Below are 19,046 nucleotides of genomic sequence, written 5' to 3' on the forward strand. Positions count from 1 at the left end.
CCTAGCATATGACAGGACGCTTGGCTGAGTTGCGGGCGACGGGCAGGCCTGCTTGAATGGCGGGTACAAGAAGAGACATGCGAGGGAACGTGAGAAGGGAGACGTCATGGCGTCCCTGATCGCCGGCGGGGTGGATTGCGACGTGCATCCGGCCGTGCCGCATCTGACCAGCCTGCTGCCGTACCTGAACGACTATTGGCGCGATCAGGTGACGACGCGCGGCATGGTCGACCTTATCTCGCAATCCTATCCTCAGAGTTCACCGATTACGGCGCGGCCAGACTGGCGCCCCGAAATTGGAAAACCCGGCGAAAGCCTGGAGGACATGCAGCGCCATGTGTTCGATGCTTTTAAGCTCGAGCCTGCCATCTGCAATCCGCTCTACGGCGTGCAGATGGTGTTTTCGGAAGATTTGCAGGCCGCCTTCTGCCGTGCGCTGAACGACTGGTTGGCGCACGAGTGGCTCGACCGCGACAAGAGGCTGCGCGGCTCGATCGTGATCCCGACGCAAAGCGTCGAGAAGGCCGTGGCCGAAATCGAGCGCTGCGCGCTGGACAAGCGCTTCGTCCAGGTGCTGATGCTGGTGATGGGCGACACGCCGCTCGGCAAGCGCGCGCTGTGGCCGATCTATGAAGCCGCGGAACGGCTGGAACTACCCGTCGGCATTCACGCGGGTTCCGCCTATCACAATCCGCCGACCGCCGTGGGATGGGGTTCCTACCACATCGAGGATTATGTGGGGCAGGCCCAGGCGTTCCAGACCCAGCTCACCAGTCTGATCGTCGAGGGCGTGTTCGCCAAATATCCGCGCCTGAAAATGGTGATGCTGGAATCTGGCGTCTCCTGGATCTCTCCCTATCTCTGGCGCCTGCACAAGTTCTGGCGCGGGGTGCGGATGGAGACGCCTTGGGTCGACCGCGCGCCGCTGGATATTGTGCGCAGCAACATCCGTTTCTCCTTACAGCCATTTGATGCGCCGCCAGACGAGGCGACATTAATTCGCCTGTTTGATCATATGCAGTCCGACGAATTGGTCCTATTCTCCACGGACTATCCGCACTGGCAGTTCGACGGCCAGGACGCGCTGCCCGAAGGTCTCACCCCCGATCTCGTGCGCAAGATCATGATCGAAAATCCACATGCGACCTATCCCCGCCTGAAATGAGCCCGCTGCCAAAGGAGGCAAGGCGATGAATATCCAATTCCGCGAGAGCCAAGAAGCCGCTTCCCCACTGACCGTCAAAACCGCGATCGCGGACTGCGACATCCATCCAGCACGCGCCACCCGCACCGAGCTTTATCCCTATCTCGCCAAACGTTGGCAGCATCATCTCGAAGTCTACGGCGTCCATGCCTATCAGGGCATGATGGAAGGCCCGCCCTATCCGAAGGCCCAGCCCAACGCCTCGCGCCGCGATGCCTATCCGCCCGAAGGCGGCCCGCAGGGCTCCTCGCTGTCCTTCATGCAGAAGCAGCTGCTCGATCCCAACAACGTGCAGCTGGGCGTGCTCAATCCACTCAATACCGGGCAGGGCATCCGCAATCACGAACTCTCGGCCGCTTTGTGCTCGGCGATCAACGACTGGCAGATCGACAAATGGACCAGCAAGGACAAGCGGCTCAAAGCCTCGATCGTCGTCGGCAATGAGGACGGGCTGTCGGCCGCCGCCGAAATCCGCGAGCGCGCCGGCGACAAGAACTTCGTGCAGGTGCTGCTGCTCAGCCGCAATGTCGAGCCGCTCGGCCAGCGCCGTTACTGGCCGATCTACCAGGCCGCGGAGGAAGCCGGCCTTCCCGTCGGCGTCCACGCCTTCGGCTTCGGCGGCAATCCGATTACGCCGTCCGGCTGGCCGTCCTATTACATCGAGGAGATGGTGGGGCACTCGCAATGCCAGCAATCGGCGCTGGCGAGTCTTGTTTTGGAAGGCGTGTTCGAGCGCTTCCCGAAACTGAAGATGGTGATGATCGAGGCCGGCTTCGGCTGGGCGCCGTCGCTGGCCTGGCGGCTCGACAAGACCTGGCAGCGCCTGCGCAGCGAGGTGCCGCATGTGAAGCGGCCGCCGTCGGAATATATCCGCGAGCAGGTATGGTGGACGACGCAGCCGATGGAGGATCCTGAAAGCCGCGAGGATCTGTTCGATGTCATCAACTGGATCGGCTGGGATCGCCTGTTGTTTGCCACCGACTATCCGCATTGGGACTATGACGAGCCCTCCCGCGTCTTGCCTCCAGGCGTCAGCGAGGCCAATCGCGAGGCGTTCTATCTCGGCAATGCGCGCGCGCTGTACGGGATTGGTTGATGGCGCGGCATGTGATCGCGCCGGTCGATGAACTGCCGCCGGGGACGCGAAAGTTTCTGGAGATCGACGGGCGGCCGATTGCGGTCTTCAACATCAAGGGTGAATATTTCGGCCTGATGAACCGTTGCCCGCATCAGGGCGCGGCGCTGTGCGAGGGCCCGCTGATCGGTCTTGCGCAGTCGAAGGAGCCCGGCGAAATCGAATACACCAGGCTCGGCGAGATCATCCGCTGCCCCTGGCACGGCTGGGAGTTCGACATCCGCACCGGCCAGTCCTATTGCGATCCCCGCCGCTTCCGCGTGAAGGCCTATCCGGCCCATGTCGAGCCGGGCGCGAGCGTGGTGAAGGGGCCATATGTGGCCGAGACGATCCCAGTGAAAGTCGAGAGCGATTACGTGGTGGTGGAGCTGTAGCCCCTTCTCTTTACCCTCCCCTGGAGGGGGGGTCGATCGCGCGGAGCGCGAGCGGGGTGGGGTGATCTCTCCCCAGGGGCAGCGTTCGATGCGGAGGGACCTTCACCCCACCCCGTCTCACATTATCGCTGCGCTCAATGTGAGCCGACCCTCCCCCTCCAGGGGAGGGTAAGAGGCGGCGATGATCGAAGCGACCATCAACGCCCCGCCACAGGCTCGGCCACCGCATCATATGTCGGCACCGCCTTGCCGCCGCCGCGGTACACGGTCGAGGCCGCGATGATGCCGAGCAGTGCAGCGAGCATCAGCCAGAAGCCGGGCGAGGCCTTGTCGCCGGTATGCTCGATCAGCAAGGTCGAGGCGAACGGCGTGAAGGTGCCGAACAGGGCGGCGGCGAGCGCGAAGGCGAGCGAGAAGCAGGTGGTGCGCACATGCGCCGGCACGATCTCGACCAGCGCGCCCAGCATGGTGCCGCTGTAGACGCCGAAATAGAACGAGAACATCATCTCGACCGCGAGCAGCTTGCCGAAGCTCGGCGCCGTCACCAGCCAGTGCAGCGCCGGGTAGGCGGTGACGAGCGACATGCAGGCGATCGCGATCAGCACCGGCTTGCGGCCGATCCGGTCGGACAGCGCGCCGCCGACCGGGTTCCAGAAGAAGTTGGTCACGGCGACGAGCAACGTGACCAGCAGCGCGTCCTGCGTCGACAGCTTCAGCACGGTCTTGCCGAAGGTCGGCGTGTAGACGGTGACGAAGTAGAACGTCGTCGTGGTCAGGATCGCGATCATCATGCCGAGGACGACGATGCGCCAGTTGGCGAGCGCGGAGGCGAACACCTCGCTGGCCGTCGGATGCTTTTTCATGGCGAGGAAGGCCGGCGTCTCCTCCAGCGTCCGCCGCAGGACAAAGATCAGGGGGATGATCAGGCAGCCCACGAAGAAGGGAATGCGCCAGCCCCAGGCGGCGACGGTGTCGGCCGGCATCACCTCAGAAAGGATGTAGCCGAGGATCGAGGCGACGAAGATCGCGACCTGCTGGCTCGACGACTGGAACGAGGTGTAGAAACCGCGATTGCCCGGGGTGGAGATCTCCGAGAGATAGACCGACACGCCGCCGAGCTCGACGCCGGCGGAGAAGCCCTGCAGCAGACGTCCGACCAGCACGATGATGGGCGCGGCGATGCCGATGGTCGCATAGCTCGGGCAGAATGCGATGACGACGGTGCCGAAGGCCATGATGGCGAGCGTGACGATCAGGCCCTGGCGGCGGCCGATGCGGTCGATGTAAGCGCCGAGCACGATCGCGCCGACCGGCCGCATCAACGCGCCGAGCCAGAACACGCCGAAGGTGTTGAGCAGCGATGCGGTCTCATCAGAGGAGGGGAAGAACGCCTTGCCGATCGCGGCGGCATAGAAGCCGAACAGGAAGAAGTCGAACTGCTCGAGAAAATTGCCTGACGTGGCGCGCAGGATGGCGCCGATGCGCGATTTGATCGCGGGTGGATTGGTCGATGCGGCTGGTCCAGCCATGGCGTTGCTCCCTTTGGAAAGGTCTGGCCGGACCGGGAAATCATCCCACGGCAAGGCGACAGAGACTGCGACAATCTGCCACGCCTCTTCCCGCGCGAGGCGTGGGGAGTCAATCCGTTTTGGGGAGGAAGCTGCTGATTTTTCAGGCCTTATTTTGCGTTGCAGCAATCAGCCATTGGCGGAATGCGGTCAGCTTCGGTGCTTCGCGGCGCCCCTCGGGCGCGACCAGGTAGAAGCCGGCGTCGGCCGGCAGCGCGATCTTGAAGGGCACCACGAGGCGGCCTTTGGCGATGTCGTCCTGGACGTAGGAGGTCCGTCCCATCGCGACGCCAATGCCGTCGATCGCGGCCTGGATGGTCATGAAGATCATGTCGAAGGTGATACCGGGGTGCCTCGCGATGTCGGCCGGCAGGCCTGCCGCGGTCAGCCAAAGCCGCCAATCGTCGCTGTTGGCGCTTGAGGTGTGCAGCAGCGGATGGTTTCCCAAGTCTTCGGGCCGGCGCAGTGGCTTGTCGCCACGCAATAGCGACGGACTGCACACCGGAAACAGCTCATCCGCCATCAGCCAGTCGGCGCGCAGGCCCGGCCATTGGCCGCGGCCGTAGCGGATCGCGGCATCGACATTGTCGCGTTGGAAGTCGACGAAGCTGGTCGAGGTGGTGATACGAACGTCGATGCCGGGATGCTGCTCCTGGAAATCCGTCAGCCGCGGCAACAGCCATTTTGCGGCGAGCGAGGCCAGCGTCGAGACCGTCAGCACCTTGTCGTCGTCCTTGCGCAGCAACCGGTCGGTCGCAAGCCGGAGGTCGTTGAAGGCGGCGCGGACGCCGGGCAGGTAGTCGCGCGCCTCCGGGGTCAGGGCCAGCGCACGGTTCTGCCGGATGAACAGGCGGATGCCGAGCTCCTCCTCGAGCCTTCGGATCTGATGGCTGATCGCGGTCTGCGTCACGTTCAGCTCGGCCGCCGCCAGCGTGAAGCTGAGATGGCGCGCGGCGGCCTCAAACGCCCGCAATCCGTTCAGGGACGGCAATCTGGCAGTCATTTGGCAGCAGGATACATGACGTTAATTCATGCGAAAAGGTACAAATTGTCGTTTGTCGCACTGCACCAGGAAGCAGATGTTAGCGGTCAACTTAGCTCCAGGAGCTGAAAATGTCTACTTTGACTGACAATTCGATGACAAATCATCATGCGCTCGGCCTGGTCCAGCAGATCGGCGAGACCCTCCACGTCTGGCACGAGCGCTACCGTAACAGGCGCGAACTCACCCAATGGACCGCGCGCGACCTTCAGGACGTCGGGTTGTCCTGGAGTGACATCGCCTACGAGGCCGACAAACCCTTCTGGCGGGCCTGATTGGCCGCCAGGCCGGTGCCGCCTGACTGTGGGGCGCCGGCGGTCCCTTTTGTCCCGAGCATGTGTCATGACCGCTCTTCGCCTGGAAGATTTGAAGCAATATTCGGACACGCTGCGCACTCGGCAGGGCGAGGCGCTCAATGTCCGCTTCGTCGAGCCGCGCGATACCGACGAGCTTCAGCACTATTTCCGCTCGCTCTCGACCCGCTCCCGCTACAACCGCTTCTTCGGCGCGATCAGCGAGCTGCCGAACGGACTGCTGCACGACTTCCTTCAGATCGGCGAGCGCGAACGTTTCACCGTGGTCGCGACCATGATGGTCGACGGCTTCGAGACCATCGTCGCCGAGGCGCGCTATGCGCTGCAGGCCGAAACCGCGACGCTCGAATTCGGCCTGTCGGTTCATGATCGCTGGCAGGGCCACGGCATCGCCACGGCGCTTTTGAAGAATCTCGAATGCCGCGCCGCCGCGCTTGGCGCCGAGCACATCTTTGGCGACACGCTACGCTCCAACGAGGCCATGGTCTCGCTCGCCCGCAAATCCGGTTTCGCCTTCGTCAATCACCCTGATGATTGGAAGCTGGTGCGCTTCGACAAGGAGATCAGCGTCGCGGCAAGGGATATCCCCTGCGCGAGCTGGCGCCTCGCTGCCCTTTCCCGTCAGGCCGAAAGCCCCTCAGCCTCGGTTTGACATGACTGCAAGCCCGGCCTGGCATAGCCAGAGCCGGGCGTTTTTTTTGCTTGCAGATCCGTCATCCTGAGGTGCGAGACGCGCGGCGCAACGCGACGCGCGGGGAGCCTCGAAGGATGAGCGGCCCCTCTGCATCCCCGGTGTCGGACTTCGCGCAGCAACAGTCGGGCCGTCGCCCTTCGAGGGCCGCTGAAGAAGCGGCCACCTCAGGGTGACGGTCATAGATCTTCAAACGCTGCTACTTCCCCGTGAACACCGCTTTCCGCTTCTCGATGAACGCCTGCACCGCCTCCTTGTGATCGGCGGTCGTGGTAAGGCGGATCAGCCGTTCGGCTTCGTGGTCGCGCGCGGTTTCGAAGTCGAACAGCACGGCTTCGTCGAGATTATCCTTCATGTAGCGTAGCGCGAGGCGGGGGCCTTCGGCGAGCGATTTGGCCAGCGCGAAGGCCTCGGCTTGCAATTTGTCATCGGGTACGACGCGGTTGACGAGGCCGATGGCCTCGGCGCGCGCGGCATCGACACGGTCGCCGGTGAACATCAGCTCGCGCGCCCGCGCGGTGCCGACGAGGCGGGTGAGCAGCCAGGCGATGCCGTAATCACCGCTGAGCGCGATGCGGGCATAGCCTGTGGCGACGAGGGCCGATTGCGCGGCGATGCGGATATCGCAGGCCATGGCGATTGCGAGTCCGGCGCCGACCGCGGGCCCGGGCAGGGCGGCGATGGTCGGCTTGCGCACCGACACCAGCGCGCCGGTGAGCAGCCGTTGCCGTTCCTGTAGATCGGCGATGCGATCTTCCAGCGGCATCTCGAGTTTTGCTTTGTCGCGATGGGCGCCCATGCCCTTGACGTTGCCGCCGGCGCAGAACGCTTCGCCCGCGCCGGTGATCAGCAGCGCGCCGACGCCGGGGTTCTCGCCGCAGCTGCGGATCATCGTGCGCAGCGCCGGTGTCAGCGTATCCGACAGCGAATTGCGCGCCTCCGGCCGGTTCAGCGTGATGACAGCGACACGGTCGCGGATGACGCAGAGGAGCTCGTTGGTGCCGGTGTCGATGGTGGTTTCGCTGCTCATTATTCCTCCCCGCTCTCGTAGGGTGGGCAAAGCGAAGCGTGCCCACCATTGCTTTTCGCGTCCGAGATGGTGGGCACGGCGCGTCGCGCCTTTGCCCACCCTACGGCATCTCGCCTCAGAACTTCTCCACCCAGGGCCGCAGCTCGAGCTCCCAGCTCCAGGCGCTGCGCGGCTGCTGCAACACGTTCCAATAGCTCTGCGCGATCGCGTCGGGATCGAGCATCGAATCCGGCTTGTCTTCGGCTTCCGTCCGCGCCGCGCTACGGATGCCGCCGTCGATCACGAAATGCGCGACATGAATGCCTTGCGGCGACAATTCGCGCGCCAGGCTCTGCGCGAGGCCGCGTAGCGCAAACTTGCCCATCGCGAACGAGGCCGACTGCGCGTAGCCCTTGACGCTGGCGGAGGCGCCGGTGAACAGGATCGCGCCGTGCTTGTTCGGCAGCATGCGTTTTGCAGCCTGTTGCGCAACCAGAAAACCGCCATAGGCGCTGACCGCGATCGCGTTGGCGACGTCGGCAGGGACGAGTTCAACGAACGGCCCGCGGGTGCGGCCGCTGGCGTTGTAGACGACGAGGTCCGGAGTGCCGATCTCGCGCTCGACCAGGCCAAACAGCCGCTCGACCTCCTCCGGATCCGCCGCGTTGCAGGCATAGGCCTTCGCGCCGGTCTCGCTACAGAGCGCGCCCAGCTTCTCGATCTTGCGCGCCGCCAGCGCGACGCGAATGCCTTGCGCAGCCAGCAAGCGCGCCAGCGAAGCGCTCAGGCCTTCGCCGGCACCGACGATGAGGGCGATCTTGTATTTCGGATGTTCCATGGCGTGATCTCTCGCAGACGGGAAGCCGTTGATCTATGCATGGTCCGCACGGACAACCAGCCGGGACGTTCACAATTCCGCAGGGCGAGTTTGCTCCCTCGCGGCGATCATGCCGCCCTGACGATTTGCGGCTTTATCCGCATCCGCCGCTGGAGCATGATCGACATCATCCCAAGCGGCAAGCGCCAAATCAGCGCAAAATGTCCGCACGACGGAAACCAAGAGGACGATCATGCCCAAGCCGGCCCCAGCGCAGCCGAAGAATGTCGTGGCCGCATCATCCGGACTGCTGGCGCCCGACACCACGGGGATGAATTTCTACCGCGCCGATCCCGCGCTGACCGACCTGCTCCGCATCCATCTCCCGGAAAGTCTGTTCCGCCATATCGAGCCGCATCTCGATCGTCTCGGCGAACTCGCCGGCGGCCGGCTCGACGACTGCGCGCGGCTCGCCGACCGTCATACACCGGTGCTGCACCAGCGCGACAAGTTCGGCCGGGACGTGCAGTGGATCGAATATCACCCGGCCTATCGCGAATTGGAGAACGCGGCGTTCGGCGAGTTCGGCATCCATGCGCTCTCGATCCGCAAGGGCATCATGGGCTGGCCGGACAAATATCCCGTGGTGGCCAAGCACGCCTTCACCTTCCTGTTCAATCAGACCGAGTTCGGCATGGGCTGCCCGATCAACGTCACCGACGGCTGCGCAAAGCTGCTGGCGAATTTCGGCAGCGAGGCGCTGAAGGCAAAATATCTGGACGGCCTGACCCAGACCGACATGAGCAAGCTGACGCAAGGCGGCCAGTTCATGACCGAGAAGGAGGGCGGCTCCGATGTCGGCACGCTGACCACGCGCGCGGTGCAGGAGGGCGACCATTGGCGCCTCACTGGCGAGAAATGGTTCTGCTCGAATGCGGATGCGAAAGTGGTAATGCTGCTGGCGCGCCCCGAAGGCGCCGGCCCCGGCACACGCGGCGTCGGCCTGTTCCTGATGCCGCGCTTCCTCGACGACGGCTCGCAGAACCACTACCGGATCGTGCGTCTGAAGGACAAGCTCGGCACACGCTCGATGGCCTCGGGCGAGATCAAGCTCGAAGGTGCGATCGCCTATGCGGTCGGCAAGCTCGACCGCGGCTTCGTGCAGATGGCCGAGATGGTGAATTCGTCGCGGCTCTCCAATGGCGTCAAATCGACCGCACTGATGCGCCGCGCCTATCACGACGCGATGACGGTTGCGACAAATCGGGTCGTGTTCGGAAATCGCATCGTCGACCTGCCGCTGGGCCGACGGCAGATGCTGAAGATCATGCTGCCGGTCGAGCAGGCGCTGTCGATGAGCTTCCTCACTGCGGACGCGCTCGACCGCGCCGAGGCCGGCAGCCAGGATGCCGCGGCGCTATTGCGGATCCTCACCCCGACGCTGAAGTTCCGCGCCACGCGCGATGCGCGCAAGGTCTGCGGCGATGCGCTCGAGATGCGCGGCGGCATCGGCTATATCGAGGAATTCGCGACGCCGCGTCTGCTGCGCGACGCGCATCTCGGCTCGGTCTGGGAAGGCACCGGCAACATCGTCGCGATCGATGCGCTCCGGCGCGCGGTCGGCCGCCACGGTGCGGAGTCCGCGCTGGTGGCCGATCTGCATGCGCGGCTCGATGACAGTGCATCCGTGCCGCAGGCCTGGCGCGACAATCTACGTGGCCTCGTCGATCGTGCGGTGGGTTTTGCGCGAGAGGTCGCGGGGAAATCCGAGAACGAAGCGGATGCGCGTCGTGCAACGAGCCTGCTCTATCATGTCGCCAGCGCGGTCGCGCTCGCCTGGGAGGCACATCGCATCCACGAGATGCGCGGCGATGCGCGCCGGCTGCTGTTGTCGCGCCTGGTGATCGATCATCGGGTGGCGCCAAGCGATCCGTTCCGGCTGACGGAAAATGCGACGCGAGCCAGGATCGCTGCGCTGCTGCTCGGCGACAGCTCAGCCGGCATGAGCGAAGTTGGCGAACTGGTTCTGGCAGCGTAGGCTGCACGCCACGATCAAACCAAGAAACGCGACAGGGAGAGCTCGATGAAGGCCGCCGTCCTCTATGAAGTCAACCAGCCGCTCGTCATCGAGGACGTCAGCCTGCCGAAGCCGGGACCGCGCGAAGTCCTGATCCGCACCACGGTCGCCGGGCTCTGTCACTCCGACCTGCATTTCATGGAAGGGCTCTATCCGCATCCGCTGCCCGCGGTGCTCGGCCACGAGTCCGCCGGCGTCGTCGAGCAGGTCGGCTCCGATGTCACTTACGTCAAGCCGGGCGACCACGTCGTCACTTGCTTGTCGGTGTTCTGCGGCACCTGCGATAACTGCACCACGGGCCGCACCGTGCTCTGCACCGACACCACCGTGAAGTTGCTGCCGGGGGCCTCAAACCGGATGCAGTGGTCCAAGCCTGAGAAGCTGCACCAGTTCCTCAATCTCTCGTCCTTTGCCGAACAGATGCTGGTGCACGAGAACGCCATCGTCAAAATCCGTAAAGAAATGCCGCTCGATCTCGCCGCGCTGATCGGCTGCGGCGTCATCACCGGCTATGGCGCGGTGGTGAATACCGCGAAGGTGACGGCCGGCGAGACCGTGGCGGTGATCGGTTGCGGCGGCGTCGGCATGGCCGCGATCAACGGCGCGCAGATCGCCGGCGCCGGCCGCATCATCGCCATCGACACCAATCCGGCCAAGCTCCAACTGGCGACCAAGCTGGGTGCGACCGACATCATCAATCCCGCCGACGGCGACGTCGTGAAGCAGGTGCGCGATCTCACCAATGGCGGCGTGCATCATTCCTTCGAGGTGCTCGGCCGCAAGGAGACCGCGGAGCAGGCGTTCGGCATGCTCGCTTCCGGCGGCACCGCCACCATCGTCGGCATGATCCCGTTCGGCCAGAAGATCGAACTGCACGGTTTCGATTTCCTGCGCGAGCGCCGGATCCAGGGCTCCTCGATGGGGTCGAACCATTTTCGCGTCGACATGCCGCGCCTGGTTGACTTCTACCTGCGCGGACGGCTGCATTTGGAGGACTGGATCTCGGCGAAATTGAAGCTGTCCGAGATCAACGAGGGTTTTGCCAACATGAAAGCCGGCAAGACGCTGCGCAGCGTGATCGTGTTCGACAGCTAGCGCCACGGACGCCGTCGTCGCTCGAAAATCAAGTCAACGCGACGCGGCCGGACGGTCGGCCGAGGCGCAACGTGTCTCCTTCACGAGCAGCAGCGTCATGGCCGTGGCGAGACCCGCGACGAGCATATACGCGAGGGATACGTTCAAGCCGGGACCCGCGAACAGCAGATAGGAGAACAATCCCGCAGTCGACGCGGTGAAGCCAAGCCAGGCAAACCTCGGAAGGCGAAATCCACGTTCGCCGTGGCGGAGATCGAGCACGAGGTAGAACACGAGAAGGGTGTTGCAGAGCGCCGCCGGCAACAGGCCCATGACGATCTCGCTCTCGAATGCGAGGTAGGATAGCACGCCATCGACTTGGGCAATCACCGCGAACGGCAGATAGCGCAGATTGAGGCAGGCCAGGGCGATCGCCGCAAGCTCGAACCCGTAGAAATAGCGCTCGTGCATCTTCGGAAGCAAATACGGCATGAGGATGAGCGATACGCACGCGACGAGCAGAATGAACTCCGGCCCCGTGCGCCTGGACTGTGCGATGAAGATCGATAGGGCAAGCCCGCTCGCCGCCGCGAGCACGAGGCCGGCGGCGACGCCGACCGTGTACGGCGTTCCTCCCGCGAACACCCAGATATTCGCTGCATTCATGGTCAGGTGATGAAATGTGTTGGCCTGGCCGAGATAGATCCCGAGTACGGAGACCAGGGACCTGCCGGCGACGAGAACCGGAATGGCGAGGATCGCATAGGCTCCCGGAATAGCGGCAAGCCATGCCACGTGGATCCTGCGGCGCAGGATCATGCCCAACACGAACGGCCCCAGGAAGACGCCTTGGGCTTTCACCGAGCAGGCCACTGCGAACGGCACAACGCCGTTTCGGTCCCGCATGAACATCGCCACGGAAATCAGCGCGAAGAAGGTCCAGATCGAATCGGCTTGTCCCCACATTGCGCCGTTGAAGAGCACCGTCGGCGCAAGCCACACCGCGCAGAAGGCCAGGGAGGCGCGCAACGGCACACTTGTCACGCGCCAGACCATCTGGGCCACGACGATCGCGCAGCCGAACTCGAATATGGTCGAGATCATCTTCACGAGAGAAAGCGGTTGGCCTAGCCAATCGAACTGCGTGGCGATCAGCAGCAGGTAGCTGTAAAACGGCGTGTAGTTGGTGAAAGCCTCGGCCAGCCCGCCAATGCCGTGATCGCGCGCGAAGGTATACCAGGTGATGTACTCGGCGGCGTCAGCGGTCGCGTGTTCCCGCGCGAGGTAACGGAGCACAAGGCCCACGAGCCCGCACCCGATCGCTATGGCGATCGGAATCCGCCATCTCTCGGGCAGCGTCTCGTCTGGATTGACGCGATGATAGGGGTCGCGGAGCGCGCCTATCTCGATTGTATCGTTTGTCACGCAATCACTCTCGCCGGATTTGAGCAGTACCCTCGCCGGGGCTCAGAAACACTCCGAGCTTCGCAGCGCGTCCTCGTGACATGCTCGAGATCGATGCCCTAAGGGGACCTCTCGTCGCCTGCAATTTTGACGGGCGAACGATTGCCAGCCGGATAAATCTCAGATGTGCGGTTTGCCCATTGCTCGGGAAAAGATTGTTTGGTTAGCGATTTCTTTATGGCAGTCGTCGAATGACCCGCGGCCTGAGGGGGAACGGCAGCGTTCCCTCCTCACCGCGACACGTGTGCCGACACCGCGAGCCACTTGCCATTTTGCTTCGCCCAGCAATCGGTGTAGCGCCCCGTCGCCTCCTGGCCATCCGCCGTGGTGTAGCTCGTCGCGGCATGGATGACGGCGAAGTCGCCCATGATGCGGATGATGACGTCGCGCTCTTTCAAGTTCCGGATAGCGATCGGCCGCGCCGTCTGCTCCAGGAAGGCGGCACGGTCGACCAGCGTCTTGTCGGGATTGGAGCAATAAAACTCCGCAGCCAAGATTTCGTCGAAACGCTTGACGTCGCAGTTCTGCACGGACGCAACGTAGTCACGGTTGAGGGCGGTCAGTTGGTCGAGGTCCTGGCTCATGGTGCTTCCTTTCCGTCAATCCGGGGCGCCCGACGCGCGAGCCCAAAATCGCGACGTTGTCGTCCTCCGTCATCGCGAGGAGCCCGCGACAAAATTGCGAAGCAATTTTGCGCTGGCGACGAAGCAATCCGGACTGTCGCCTCGAAAAATCCTGAATTGCTTCGCTTCGCTCGCAATGACGGAAAGAACTAGTCATTGAATAATGGCGGCGGCTGGAATCCGCCGAACTCACACTCGATCAGTTCAGCGAGCCTGAGCGGCGTGCGGTCTTCGAGGAAGGGGCCGATGATCTGGACGCCGACCGGCAGACCATCCTTCGACAGGCCGAGCGGAACGGCCGTGGCCGGCAAGCCCGTCAGCGTGGCGATGCCGGGCCAGGCAAGCTGGTCCGGATAGACATGGTCCTTGCCGTCGATATTGATCCGGCGCTTCTCCTGCTCCGGCGAATGATCATGCGGATAGGCGGGGGTCGGCATGATCGGACAGATCACCGCATCGAATGACCTGAACAATTGCCGCCACTGCGCGCGCAGACCGGCGCGCGCGCCTTCGTCGAACACCCAGGCCTGATGGCTCGAGGTCATGCCGCGCAGCCGCTCGGCCGCAAGGCTCTTGTCGTCCGGCGAGAGTTGCGCCGCGCCGGCCCGCGCGCCGGCGAGAACGTCGGGAGGGAAGAACGCGCCCAGGAAGCTCATCAGCATACGCATGTAGAGACGCGAGGCCTCCCGGAAGTCCGGAAACAGCGGGCTTTCGCGCGCGACGGTCGCGCCGGCGGCCGTCAATCGCCCGGCCAGCGTCTCGATCGCGCCGCGAATGTCGGAATTCGCAGGCAGCAACGGATGGCTGTCGATCACAAGCAGGCGGAAATCCTTCAGCCTGTCGTGGCGTGCGTCCGGCAGCGCCAGCTTGTATCCGATGCCGAGGTCGACCGGATCGGGACCGGCCATCACGTCCAGCAGCAGCGTCAGATCGGCTGCACTCCGGGCCATCGGGCCGATCACCGCCATATCGCGTTCCATCGGGACCGCAGGAAATGGCGGCGGCGTATGGCCGCGCGTGGGACAGAGATTGTATGTCGGCTTGTGCGCATAGACGCCGCAATGGAATGCCGGCACGCGCAGCGAGCCGCCGATGTCGGATCCGAGCGAGAGCGGTCCGTAGCCGGCCGCAAGCGCTGCCGACGAGCCGCCTGATGAGCCGCCGGGCGTGCGGCCGAGATCGTATGGATTGTTCGTCGTGCCGTAGATGTCGTTGTAGCTCTGCCAGTCCCCCAGGCCCACGGGAACATTGGTCTTGCCGAGAATGACGCCGCCGGCGTTCTTCACCCGGGAGATCGACAGCGCGTCCTCCGTTGGCTTGAAATCCTTTTGCGGCGTCCAGCCCCAAGTTGTGGGCAGGCCCGCGATGTTGAAGGATTCCTTCACCGTTACCGGAATTCCGAGCAGCGGTTTTTTCTCGCCGCGCGCCAGCGCCACATCCGCCTCGCGTGCCGCACTGCGGGCGCGATCAAAATCCCGCACGCAGATCGCATTGACCTTGCCGTCGTGACGCTCGATGCGGTCGATGGCATCCTGTGTAAGCTCGACCGCGGAGACCTTCTTTGCGGTCAATGCGGCCGACAGCTCGACCGCGCTCTTGAAACTCCATTCCGATCTGGCCACGGCGCTTCTCCTGCTCTTGTTGTCGGAGGATGATGCGCAGTTTGCCCGAATGCTGCAACCGCCGTTTGATCGCGATTGATGCCCGGTTAAGCCGGGGGCATGACAGCGAGGGTTGGGGCTTACGCCGCCCCGATCAACACGCCGACCGCGAGCACGATCGCGCCGCCGAGCACGATCTGGAACACGGCCTGGAGGAACGGCGTGTCCATATAGCGCGAGCGAATGAAGGCGATCGCCCACAATTCGAAGAACACGACGACGCAGGCGACCGCGGTTGCGATCCAGAACGCATTGGCCCAATGATCCGGCACCAGATAGGGCGCGGTATGGCCGAGCCCGCCGAGCGTCGTCATCGCGCCGCAGGTGATGCCGCGCAGCCAGGGCGAGCCGCGCCCCGTGAGCGATCCGTCGTCGGACAGCGCCTCGGCAAAGCCCATGCTGATGCCGGCGCCGATCGATGCGGCGAGGCCCACAAGAAACGTTTGCCAGTTCTGGTGGGTGGCGAAGGCCGCCGCGAACAGCGGCGCCAGCGTCGAGACCGATCCGTCCATCAATCCGGCGAGGCCCGGCTGCACATATTGCAGCACGAACATGCGGCGGTTGGTGCGATCCTCCTCGGCGCGGACGTCGGAATTCAGGATCTCGCCCGTCAGCTTTGCGGCGGTCTCCTCGTGACCTTTCTCGGCTTCGGCGAGATCGCCGAGCAGGCGGCGCACGCCGACGTCCTGGGCCTGTTCGGCGGCCTTCACATAGAAGCGCTCCGCCTGCATCTCCATGGTCTCGACTTCCCTGCGGATGGCGTCGAGCGACAGGTTCTTGGTGAGCCAGACTGGGCGGCGGCGCAGGAATCCCTTGACGTCCTCGCGCCGGATCGGCGGCAGATGCTTGCCGAAGCGCTGCTCGTACAATTCCAGCAGCATGTGCCGGTGGCCGCGCTCTTCCTCGGCCATCTCCTCGAAGATTTTTGCCGTGTCCGGGTAACGCTCGCGGAGGTCCTCGGCGAAGGTCATGTAGATGCGGCTGTCCTCTTCCTCGGAGGAGATCGCGACCGCAAGCACCTCGCGCTCGGTCAGATCGGCAAAATTCTTCACGGTGGCCCTGGATCGATAGTTTAGAACTATTCTAAACCATATAAGGGGCCGGGGTTCCCGGGTCAAATCACGCGGTGCGGGTTCTGGCGAGGAAGTCCAGCAGCAGCCGGTTCACCTCGGCGGGCTGCTCCTGCTGCACCCAATGGCCGGCGCCGTCGACGAGATGGCAGCCGAGCATCCTTGTGCAGCCGCGCCCCTGCATCGCCTCGAACACGCCCGGACGCTGATAAGTGCCCCAATCCTGCTTGCCCGAGATGAAGCATGAGGGCACGTCGATGCTGCGTCCTGAAAACAGCTGCATCTCGCTGTTGAGCATGCCCGACGTGCCGTAGCGATACCATTGCAGCCCGCCCTGGAATCCGGTGCGGCCATATTCGGCGCTGTAATAGGCGAGGTCGCTGTCCGGCAGCCATTGGTTGGCGGCGATCGCGGCGGGTGAGGGCATTTCCTTCGCCACCGTCTCGGCCATGGTCTGGTTCAGGTCCATCACATAGTAGGTCGGCAGCTTTGCCAGCTCGTTCGCCGACCACGATGACAGCGGATACGGCTTGTTGTCGGTCCAGTCCGCGCTCTTGTGATGATAATAGGCGCGCAGGAAATCATGGATGCCTTGCGGCGCCCGGTGCATGTCGGCGTTCGCCTCGCGCGTCGAATAGTACCATTGATAGTGCTTGCGCGGCCGCGGCAGCGCGGCGAGCTCGCGATGCACGGGGTCTTCGGCGGGCGGCTTTGCCGGTGTGTCGACCGTATTGAAGGGCAGGGGCGGCGGCCCGCCGAACGGCGCGCTCATCATCGTCACCGAACGAAACACATCAGGCCTTATCAGCGCGCACCAGGATGCGACCGGGCTGCCGAAATCATGCCCGACCAGATCGACCTGCCTGTAGCCGAACGCCGACACCAGAGCGAGCGCGTCGCGCACCAGGTTGAAGAGCGAGAAGGGCGCGAGATCGCCGTCGTATTCCGCGCGCCATCCCGTGGTGCGGCCATAGCCGCGCTGGTCCGGCGCGATCACGTGATACCCGGTCGCAGCCAGCGTCGGCATCACCTTGCGCCAGGAGAAGGCGAGCTCGGGAAAACCGTGCAGCAAGAGGACGCATGGCCGCCCCTTGGTCTCGAACCCGGCCTCCAGCACATGCATGCGCAAGCCGTTGATGCCGTCGACATAACGCGAGCGGATTCCGGCGGGCAGGGGGATGTCGGGGAGTGCAGTCATCGTGTCTCTCCACTCGGGTGGAATCGTAGGGTGGGCAAAGCGGAGCGTGCCCACCATAAAGAGTGGTGGGCACGGCACGCGAAGCGCGCGCCTTTGCCCACCCTACGGCATCTCGCTAAACAGCCGCGCACAGAATGCACTGCCCTTGCGCCGGATCTTCCCCACCGAGGGCGAGGGGAAATGCGCGGTACAGCACAGCGTGTCGGTGTCGCAATAGCGTTCCAGGAAGCTGCGGCGCGTTTTCGCTGCCGCGACCGGATCGACGTCGAACTTGATCGACAGCTCCGGATAAAGCGTCTGCAGCGGCGAGTGCATGAGATCGCCGGAGAACACGGCATCGTCCTTGCCGCGGCCCATCGTGATGGCGATATGACCCGGCGTATGGCCCGGCGTCGGCAGGATGCGGACGTGATCGCCGATCTCATGATCGTTGCCGACGAGCTCGTGCCTGTTAGCCTCGACCACCGGCAGCACGCTGTCGGCGAAGGGCGGAATCTCCGTCTTCGCATTCTCCGCGAACCAGTGGTCGTATTCCTGCCTGGCGAAGACGTAGCGCGCCTTGGGGAAGGTCGGCACCCAGCGGCCGTTCTCCAGCCGCGTGTTCCAGCCGACGTGATCGACGTGCAGATGCGTGCACATCACGAAGTCGATGTCCTCGACCGCAAATCCGGCGGCGCCCAGCCCGCGCAGATAGGTGTCGTCGGTCTTCATGTTCCATTTCGGCCGAGGCCGCGGCTTGTCGTTGCCGATGCAGCTGTCGACCAGGATGGTGTGATGGGGCGTCTTCACCACATAGGACTGAAAGCACAGGAGCAGCACGTCCTGGTCATCCAGCGCCTTGTTCTCGCGCATCCATGCCCGGTTCTCGGCCAGCACCTCCGCCGTCAATCCCGGCAGCATCTCCAGCGCCGGGACGAACGAGGTTTCCTGCTCGATGACGCGATGGATGGTGAGATCGCCGACCGAGAACTTCAGGCTCATGAGAACTCCGGTTGTACAGCATGATTCCGGAAAAGTGTGCAGCGGTTTTCCGACAGGATCATGCCCAGACAATCAAGCTAAAGCGCGATGACGATCATCGCGCTTTAGCTGGCCGGCGGCACCGAGATCTTCACGGAGGGCCGCTCCAACATCTTCTGGTGGAAGGCGTCGAGCTTCGGATAGGCCTTGCGCCAGCCGCAATCGGCGAAGCGGAAATCGGCATAGCCGAGCACGCAAACGAGGCCGATCTGCGAGATGTCGAAGGGACCATTGAGGACTTCGGGCATGTTCTCGAAGCGCGCCATGCCGGTCCAGGCGCGGTTCCAATGGTCGTCCGACCACGCCTGCCATTGCAGGCCCTGCGGCCGCACCATCTTCTCGTAGCGGCACAGCAGCATGGAATCGAGCATGCCGTTGATCAGGGAATGATTGGTCTTGGCCTTCCAGCGCCGCGGGCCATAATCCGGGATCAGGCTGCCGCCGGCGATCTCGTTGAGATATTCGACAATGACGTAGGAATCCAGGATGACGTCGCCATCATTGGTGATCAGCACCGGCAGCTTCTTCAGCGGCGTGATCTTCGAATAGTCCTCATTGGCCGTGCCCGGTGCGACGCTTGCGGGCACGAGCTCGATCTTGTCGATCAGCCCGAGCTCGATCGCAGCGATGCGCACCTTGCGGGCGAAGGGCGAGGCGGGGGAGAAGGTGAGTTTCATTGGAAATAACCTCTATTCAGGCACACAG

19 protein-coding genes are annotated in these 19,046 nt (G+C 63.9%); 7 read left to right on the forward strand and 12 right to left on the reverse strand.

What is annotated here, in order from left to right:
- Positions 1-106 precede the first annotated feature (106 nt).
- Genes GGD62_RS35045 through GGD62_RS35055 form a run of 3 tightly spaced genes read left to right on the forward strand, consistent with a single transcriptional unit; the run spans position 107 to position 2,713 of the window.
- Complete coding sequence (locus tag GGD62_RS35045; RefSeq protein ID WP_183712927.1) at positions 107-1,165, forward strand: amidohydrolase family protein; 1,059 nt, start codon at positions 107-109, stop codon at positions 1,163-1,165.
- Between the two features lie 25 nt (positions 1,166-1,190).
- Positions 1,191-2,300: an amidohydrolase family protein gene (locus tag GGD62_RS35050; RefSeq protein WP_018321370.1), complete on the forward strand. Its 1,110-nt coding sequence runs from the start codon at positions 1,191-1,193 to the stop codon at positions 2,298-2,300.
- A complete protein-coding gene (locus GGD62_RS35055) occupies positions 2,300-2,713 on the forward strand; it encodes a Rieske (2Fe-2S) protein (RefSeq protein ID WP_018321371.1) in 414 nt (137 codons plus the stop codon). The genes GGD62_RS35050 and GGD62_RS35055 overlap by 1 nt, the downstream gene beginning before the upstream one ends.
- 197 nt (positions 2,714-2,910) lie before the next feature.
- Here GGD62_RS35055 and GGD62_RS35060 read toward each other — a convergent pair whose 3' ends face one another.
- Together GGD62_RS35060 and GGD62_RS35065 are read right to left on the reverse strand one after the other, a co-directional pair.
- Positions 2,911-4,242: an MFS transporter gene (locus GGD62_RS35060; protein ID WP_183712930.1), complete on the reverse strand. Its 1,332-nt coding sequence runs from the start codon at positions 4,240-4,242 to the stop codon at positions 2,911-2,913.
- Between the two features lie 142 nt (positions 4,243-4,384).
- Positions 4,385-5,284 (reverse strand): transcriptional regulator GcvA, encoded by a 900-nt coding sequence (locus GGD62_RS35065; RefSeq protein ID WP_018321373.1) that lies wholly within the window; start codon positions 5,282-5,284, stop codon positions 4,385-4,387.
- Between the two features lie 110 nt (positions 5,285-5,394).
- Between GGD62_RS35065 and GGD62_RS35070 the strand changes: the two genes are divergently transcribed.
- Positions 5,395-5,598, forward strand: a complete 204-nt coding sequence (locus GGD62_RS35070) for a DUF1127 domain-containing protein (protein WP_183712933.1) — start codon at positions 5,395-5,397, stop codon at positions 5,596-5,598.
- Positions 5,599-5,665: 67 nt separating this feature from the next.
- Positions 5,666-6,289: a GNAT family N-acetyltransferase gene (locus tag GGD62_RS35075; protein WP_183712936.1), complete on the forward strand. Its 624-nt coding sequence runs from the start codon at positions 5,666-5,668 to the stop codon at positions 6,287-6,289.
- A gap of 238 nt (positions 6,290-6,527) precedes the next feature.
- Here GGD62_RS35075 and GGD62_RS35080 read toward each other — a convergent pair whose 3' ends face one another.
- The 3 genes from GGD62_RS35080 to GGD62_RS35090 form a co-directional block, all read right to left on the reverse strand.
- Positions 6,528-7,358, reverse strand: a complete 831-nt coding sequence (locus GGD62_RS35080; RefSeq protein WP_183712940.1) for an enoyl-CoA hydratase — start codon at positions 7,356-7,358, stop codon at positions 6,528-6,530.
- Between the two features lie 115 nt (positions 7,359-7,473).
- A complete protein-coding gene (locus GGD62_RS35085) occupies positions 7,474-8,175 on the reverse strand; it encodes an SDR family oxidoreductase (RefSeq protein WP_183712943.1) in 702 nt (233 codons plus the stop codon).
- A 69-nt stretch (positions 8,176-8,244) separates the two neighbouring features.
- A complete protein-coding gene (locus GGD62_RS35090) occupies positions 8,245-8,415 on the reverse strand; it encodes a hypothetical protein (RefSeq protein ID WP_157644434.1) in 171 nt (56 codons plus the stop codon).
- Between GGD62_RS35090 and GGD62_RS35095 the strand changes: the two genes are divergently transcribed.
- Entirely contained in the window at positions 8,408-10,192 is a 1,785-nt protein-coding gene (locus tag GGD62_RS35095; protein ID WP_183712946.1) for an acyl-CoA dehydrogenase family protein, read from the forward strand. The two genes, GGD62_RS35090 and GGD62_RS35095, sit on opposite strands and share 8 nt — an antisense overlap.
- A 45-nt stretch (positions 10,193-10,237) precedes the next feature.
- On the forward strand, positions 10,238-11,326 hold the full coding sequence (locus GGD62_RS35100; RefSeq protein WP_028140641.1) for a Zn-dependent alcohol dehydrogenase: 1,089 nt from the start codon (positions 10,238-10,240) through the stop codon (positions 11,324-11,326).
- A gap of 33 nt (positions 11,327-11,359) precedes the next feature.
- Here GGD62_RS35100 and GGD62_RS35105 read toward each other — a convergent pair whose 3' ends face one another.
- The 7 genes from GGD62_RS35105 to GGD62_RS35135 form a co-directional block, all read right to left on the reverse strand.
- The gene (locus tag GGD62_RS35105) at positions 11,360-12,730 is read right to left on the reverse strand and encodes a hypothetical protein (protein ID WP_183712949.1); all 1,371 of its coding nucleotides are present in this window, start codon (positions 12,728-12,730) and stop codon (positions 11,360-11,362) included.
- A gap of 269 nt (positions 12,731-12,999) precedes the next feature.
- Entirely contained in the window at positions 13,000-13,353 is a 354-nt protein-coding gene (locus GGD62_RS35110) for a nuclear transport factor 2 family protein (RefSeq protein ID WP_183712952.1), read from the reverse strand.
- Between the two features lie 188 nt (positions 13,354-13,541).
- Positions 13,542-15,014 (reverse strand): amidase, encoded by a 1,473-nt coding sequence (locus tag GGD62_RS35115; protein ID WP_183712955.1) that lies wholly within the window; start codon positions 15,012-15,014, stop codon positions 13,542-13,544.
- Between the two features lie 119 nt (positions 15,015-15,133).
- Positions 15,134-16,105 carry an iron exporter MbfA gene (gene mbfA / locus GGD62_RS35120; protein ID WP_018321384.1) on the reverse strand — a complete coding sequence of 324 codons (972 nt, stop codon included), beginning with the start codon at positions 16,103-16,105 and terminating at the stop codon, positions 15,134-15,136.
- A gap of 67 nt (positions 16,106-16,172) precedes the next feature.
- Positions 16,173-17,321 (reverse strand): alpha/beta fold hydrolase, encoded by a 1,149-nt coding sequence (locus GGD62_RS35125; RefSeq protein ID WP_183712958.1) that lies wholly within the window; start codon positions 17,319-17,321, stop codon positions 16,173-16,175.
- A 102-nt stretch (positions 17,322-17,423) separates the two neighbouring features.
- A complete protein-coding gene (locus GGD62_RS35130) occupies positions 17,424-18,302 on the reverse strand; it encodes an MBL fold metallo-hydrolase (RefSeq protein ID WP_183712961.1) in 879 nt (292 codons plus the stop codon).
- Positions 18,303-18,406: 104 nt separating this feature from the next.
- On the reverse strand, positions 18,407-19,018 hold the full coding sequence (locus tag GGD62_RS35135) for a glutathione S-transferase family protein (protein ID WP_092254243.1): 612 nt from the start codon (positions 19,016-19,018) through the stop codon (positions 18,407-18,409).
- Positions 19,019-19,046 lie beyond the last annotated feature (28 nt).

The organism is Bradyrhizobium sp. ERR14, from assembly GCF_014198235.1.
Taxonomy (GTDB): Bacteria; Pseudomonadota; Alphaproteobacteria; order Rhizobiales; family Xanthobacteraceae; genus Bradyrhizobium.

Coding starts and splice junctions, on each gene's coding strand:
- GGD62_RS35045 (WP_183712927.1), top strand. CDS start 107: ATGGCGTCCCTGATCGCCGGCGGGGTGGATTGCGACGTGCATCCGGCC.
- GGD62_RS35050 (WP_018321370.1), top strand. CDS start 1,191: ATGAATATCCAATTCCGCGAGAGCCAAGAAGCCGCTTCCCCACTGACC.
- GGD62_RS35055 (WP_018321371.1), top strand. CDS start 2,300: ATGGCGCGGCATGTGATCGCGCCGGTCGATGAACTGCCGCCGGGGACG.
- GGD62_RS35060 (WP_183712930.1), bottom strand. CDS start 4,242: ATGGCTGGACCAGCCGCATCGACCAATCCACCCGCGATCAAATCGCGC.
- GGD62_RS35065 (WP_018321373.1), bottom strand. CDS start 5,284: ATGACTGCCAGATTGCCGTCCCTGAACGGATTGCGGGCGTTTGAGGCC.
- GGD62_RS35070 (WP_183712933.1), top strand. CDS start 5,395: ATGTCTACTTTGACTGACAATTCGATGACAAATCATCATGCGCTCGGC.
- GGD62_RS35075 (WP_183712936.1), top strand. CDS start 5,666: ATGACCGCTCTTCGCCTGGAAGATTTGAAGCAATATTCGGACACGCTG.
- GGD62_RS35080 (WP_183712940.1), bottom strand. CDS start 7,358: ATGAGCAGCGAAACCACCATCGACACCGGCACCAACGAGCTCCTCTGC.
- GGD62_RS35085 (WP_183712943.1), bottom strand. CDS start 8,175: ATGGAACATCCGAAATACAAGATCGCCCTCATCGTCGGTGCCGGCGAA.
- GGD62_RS35095 (WP_183712946.1), top strand. CDS start 8,408: ATGCCCAAGCCGGCCCCAGCGCAGCCGAAGAATGTCGTGGCCGCATCA.
- GGD62_RS35100 (WP_028140641.1), top strand. CDS start 10,238: ATGAAGGCCGCCGTCCTCTATGAAGTCAACCAGCCGCTCGTCATCGAG.
- GGD62_RS35110 (WP_183712952.1), bottom strand. CDS start 13,353: ATGAGCCAGGACCTCGACCAACTGACCGCCCTCAACCGTGACTACGTT.
- GGD62_RS35125 (WP_183712958.1), bottom strand. CDS start 17,321: ATGACTGCACTCCCCGACATCCCCCTGCCCGCCGGAATCCGCTCGCGT.
- GGD62_RS35130 (WP_183712961.1), bottom strand. CDS start 18,302: ATGAGCCTGAAGTTCTCGGTCGGCGATCTCACCATCCATCGCGTCATC.
- GGD62_RS35135 (WP_092254243.1), bottom strand. CDS start 19,018: ATGAAACTCACCTTCTCCCCCGCCTCGCCCTTCGCCCGCAAGGTGCGC.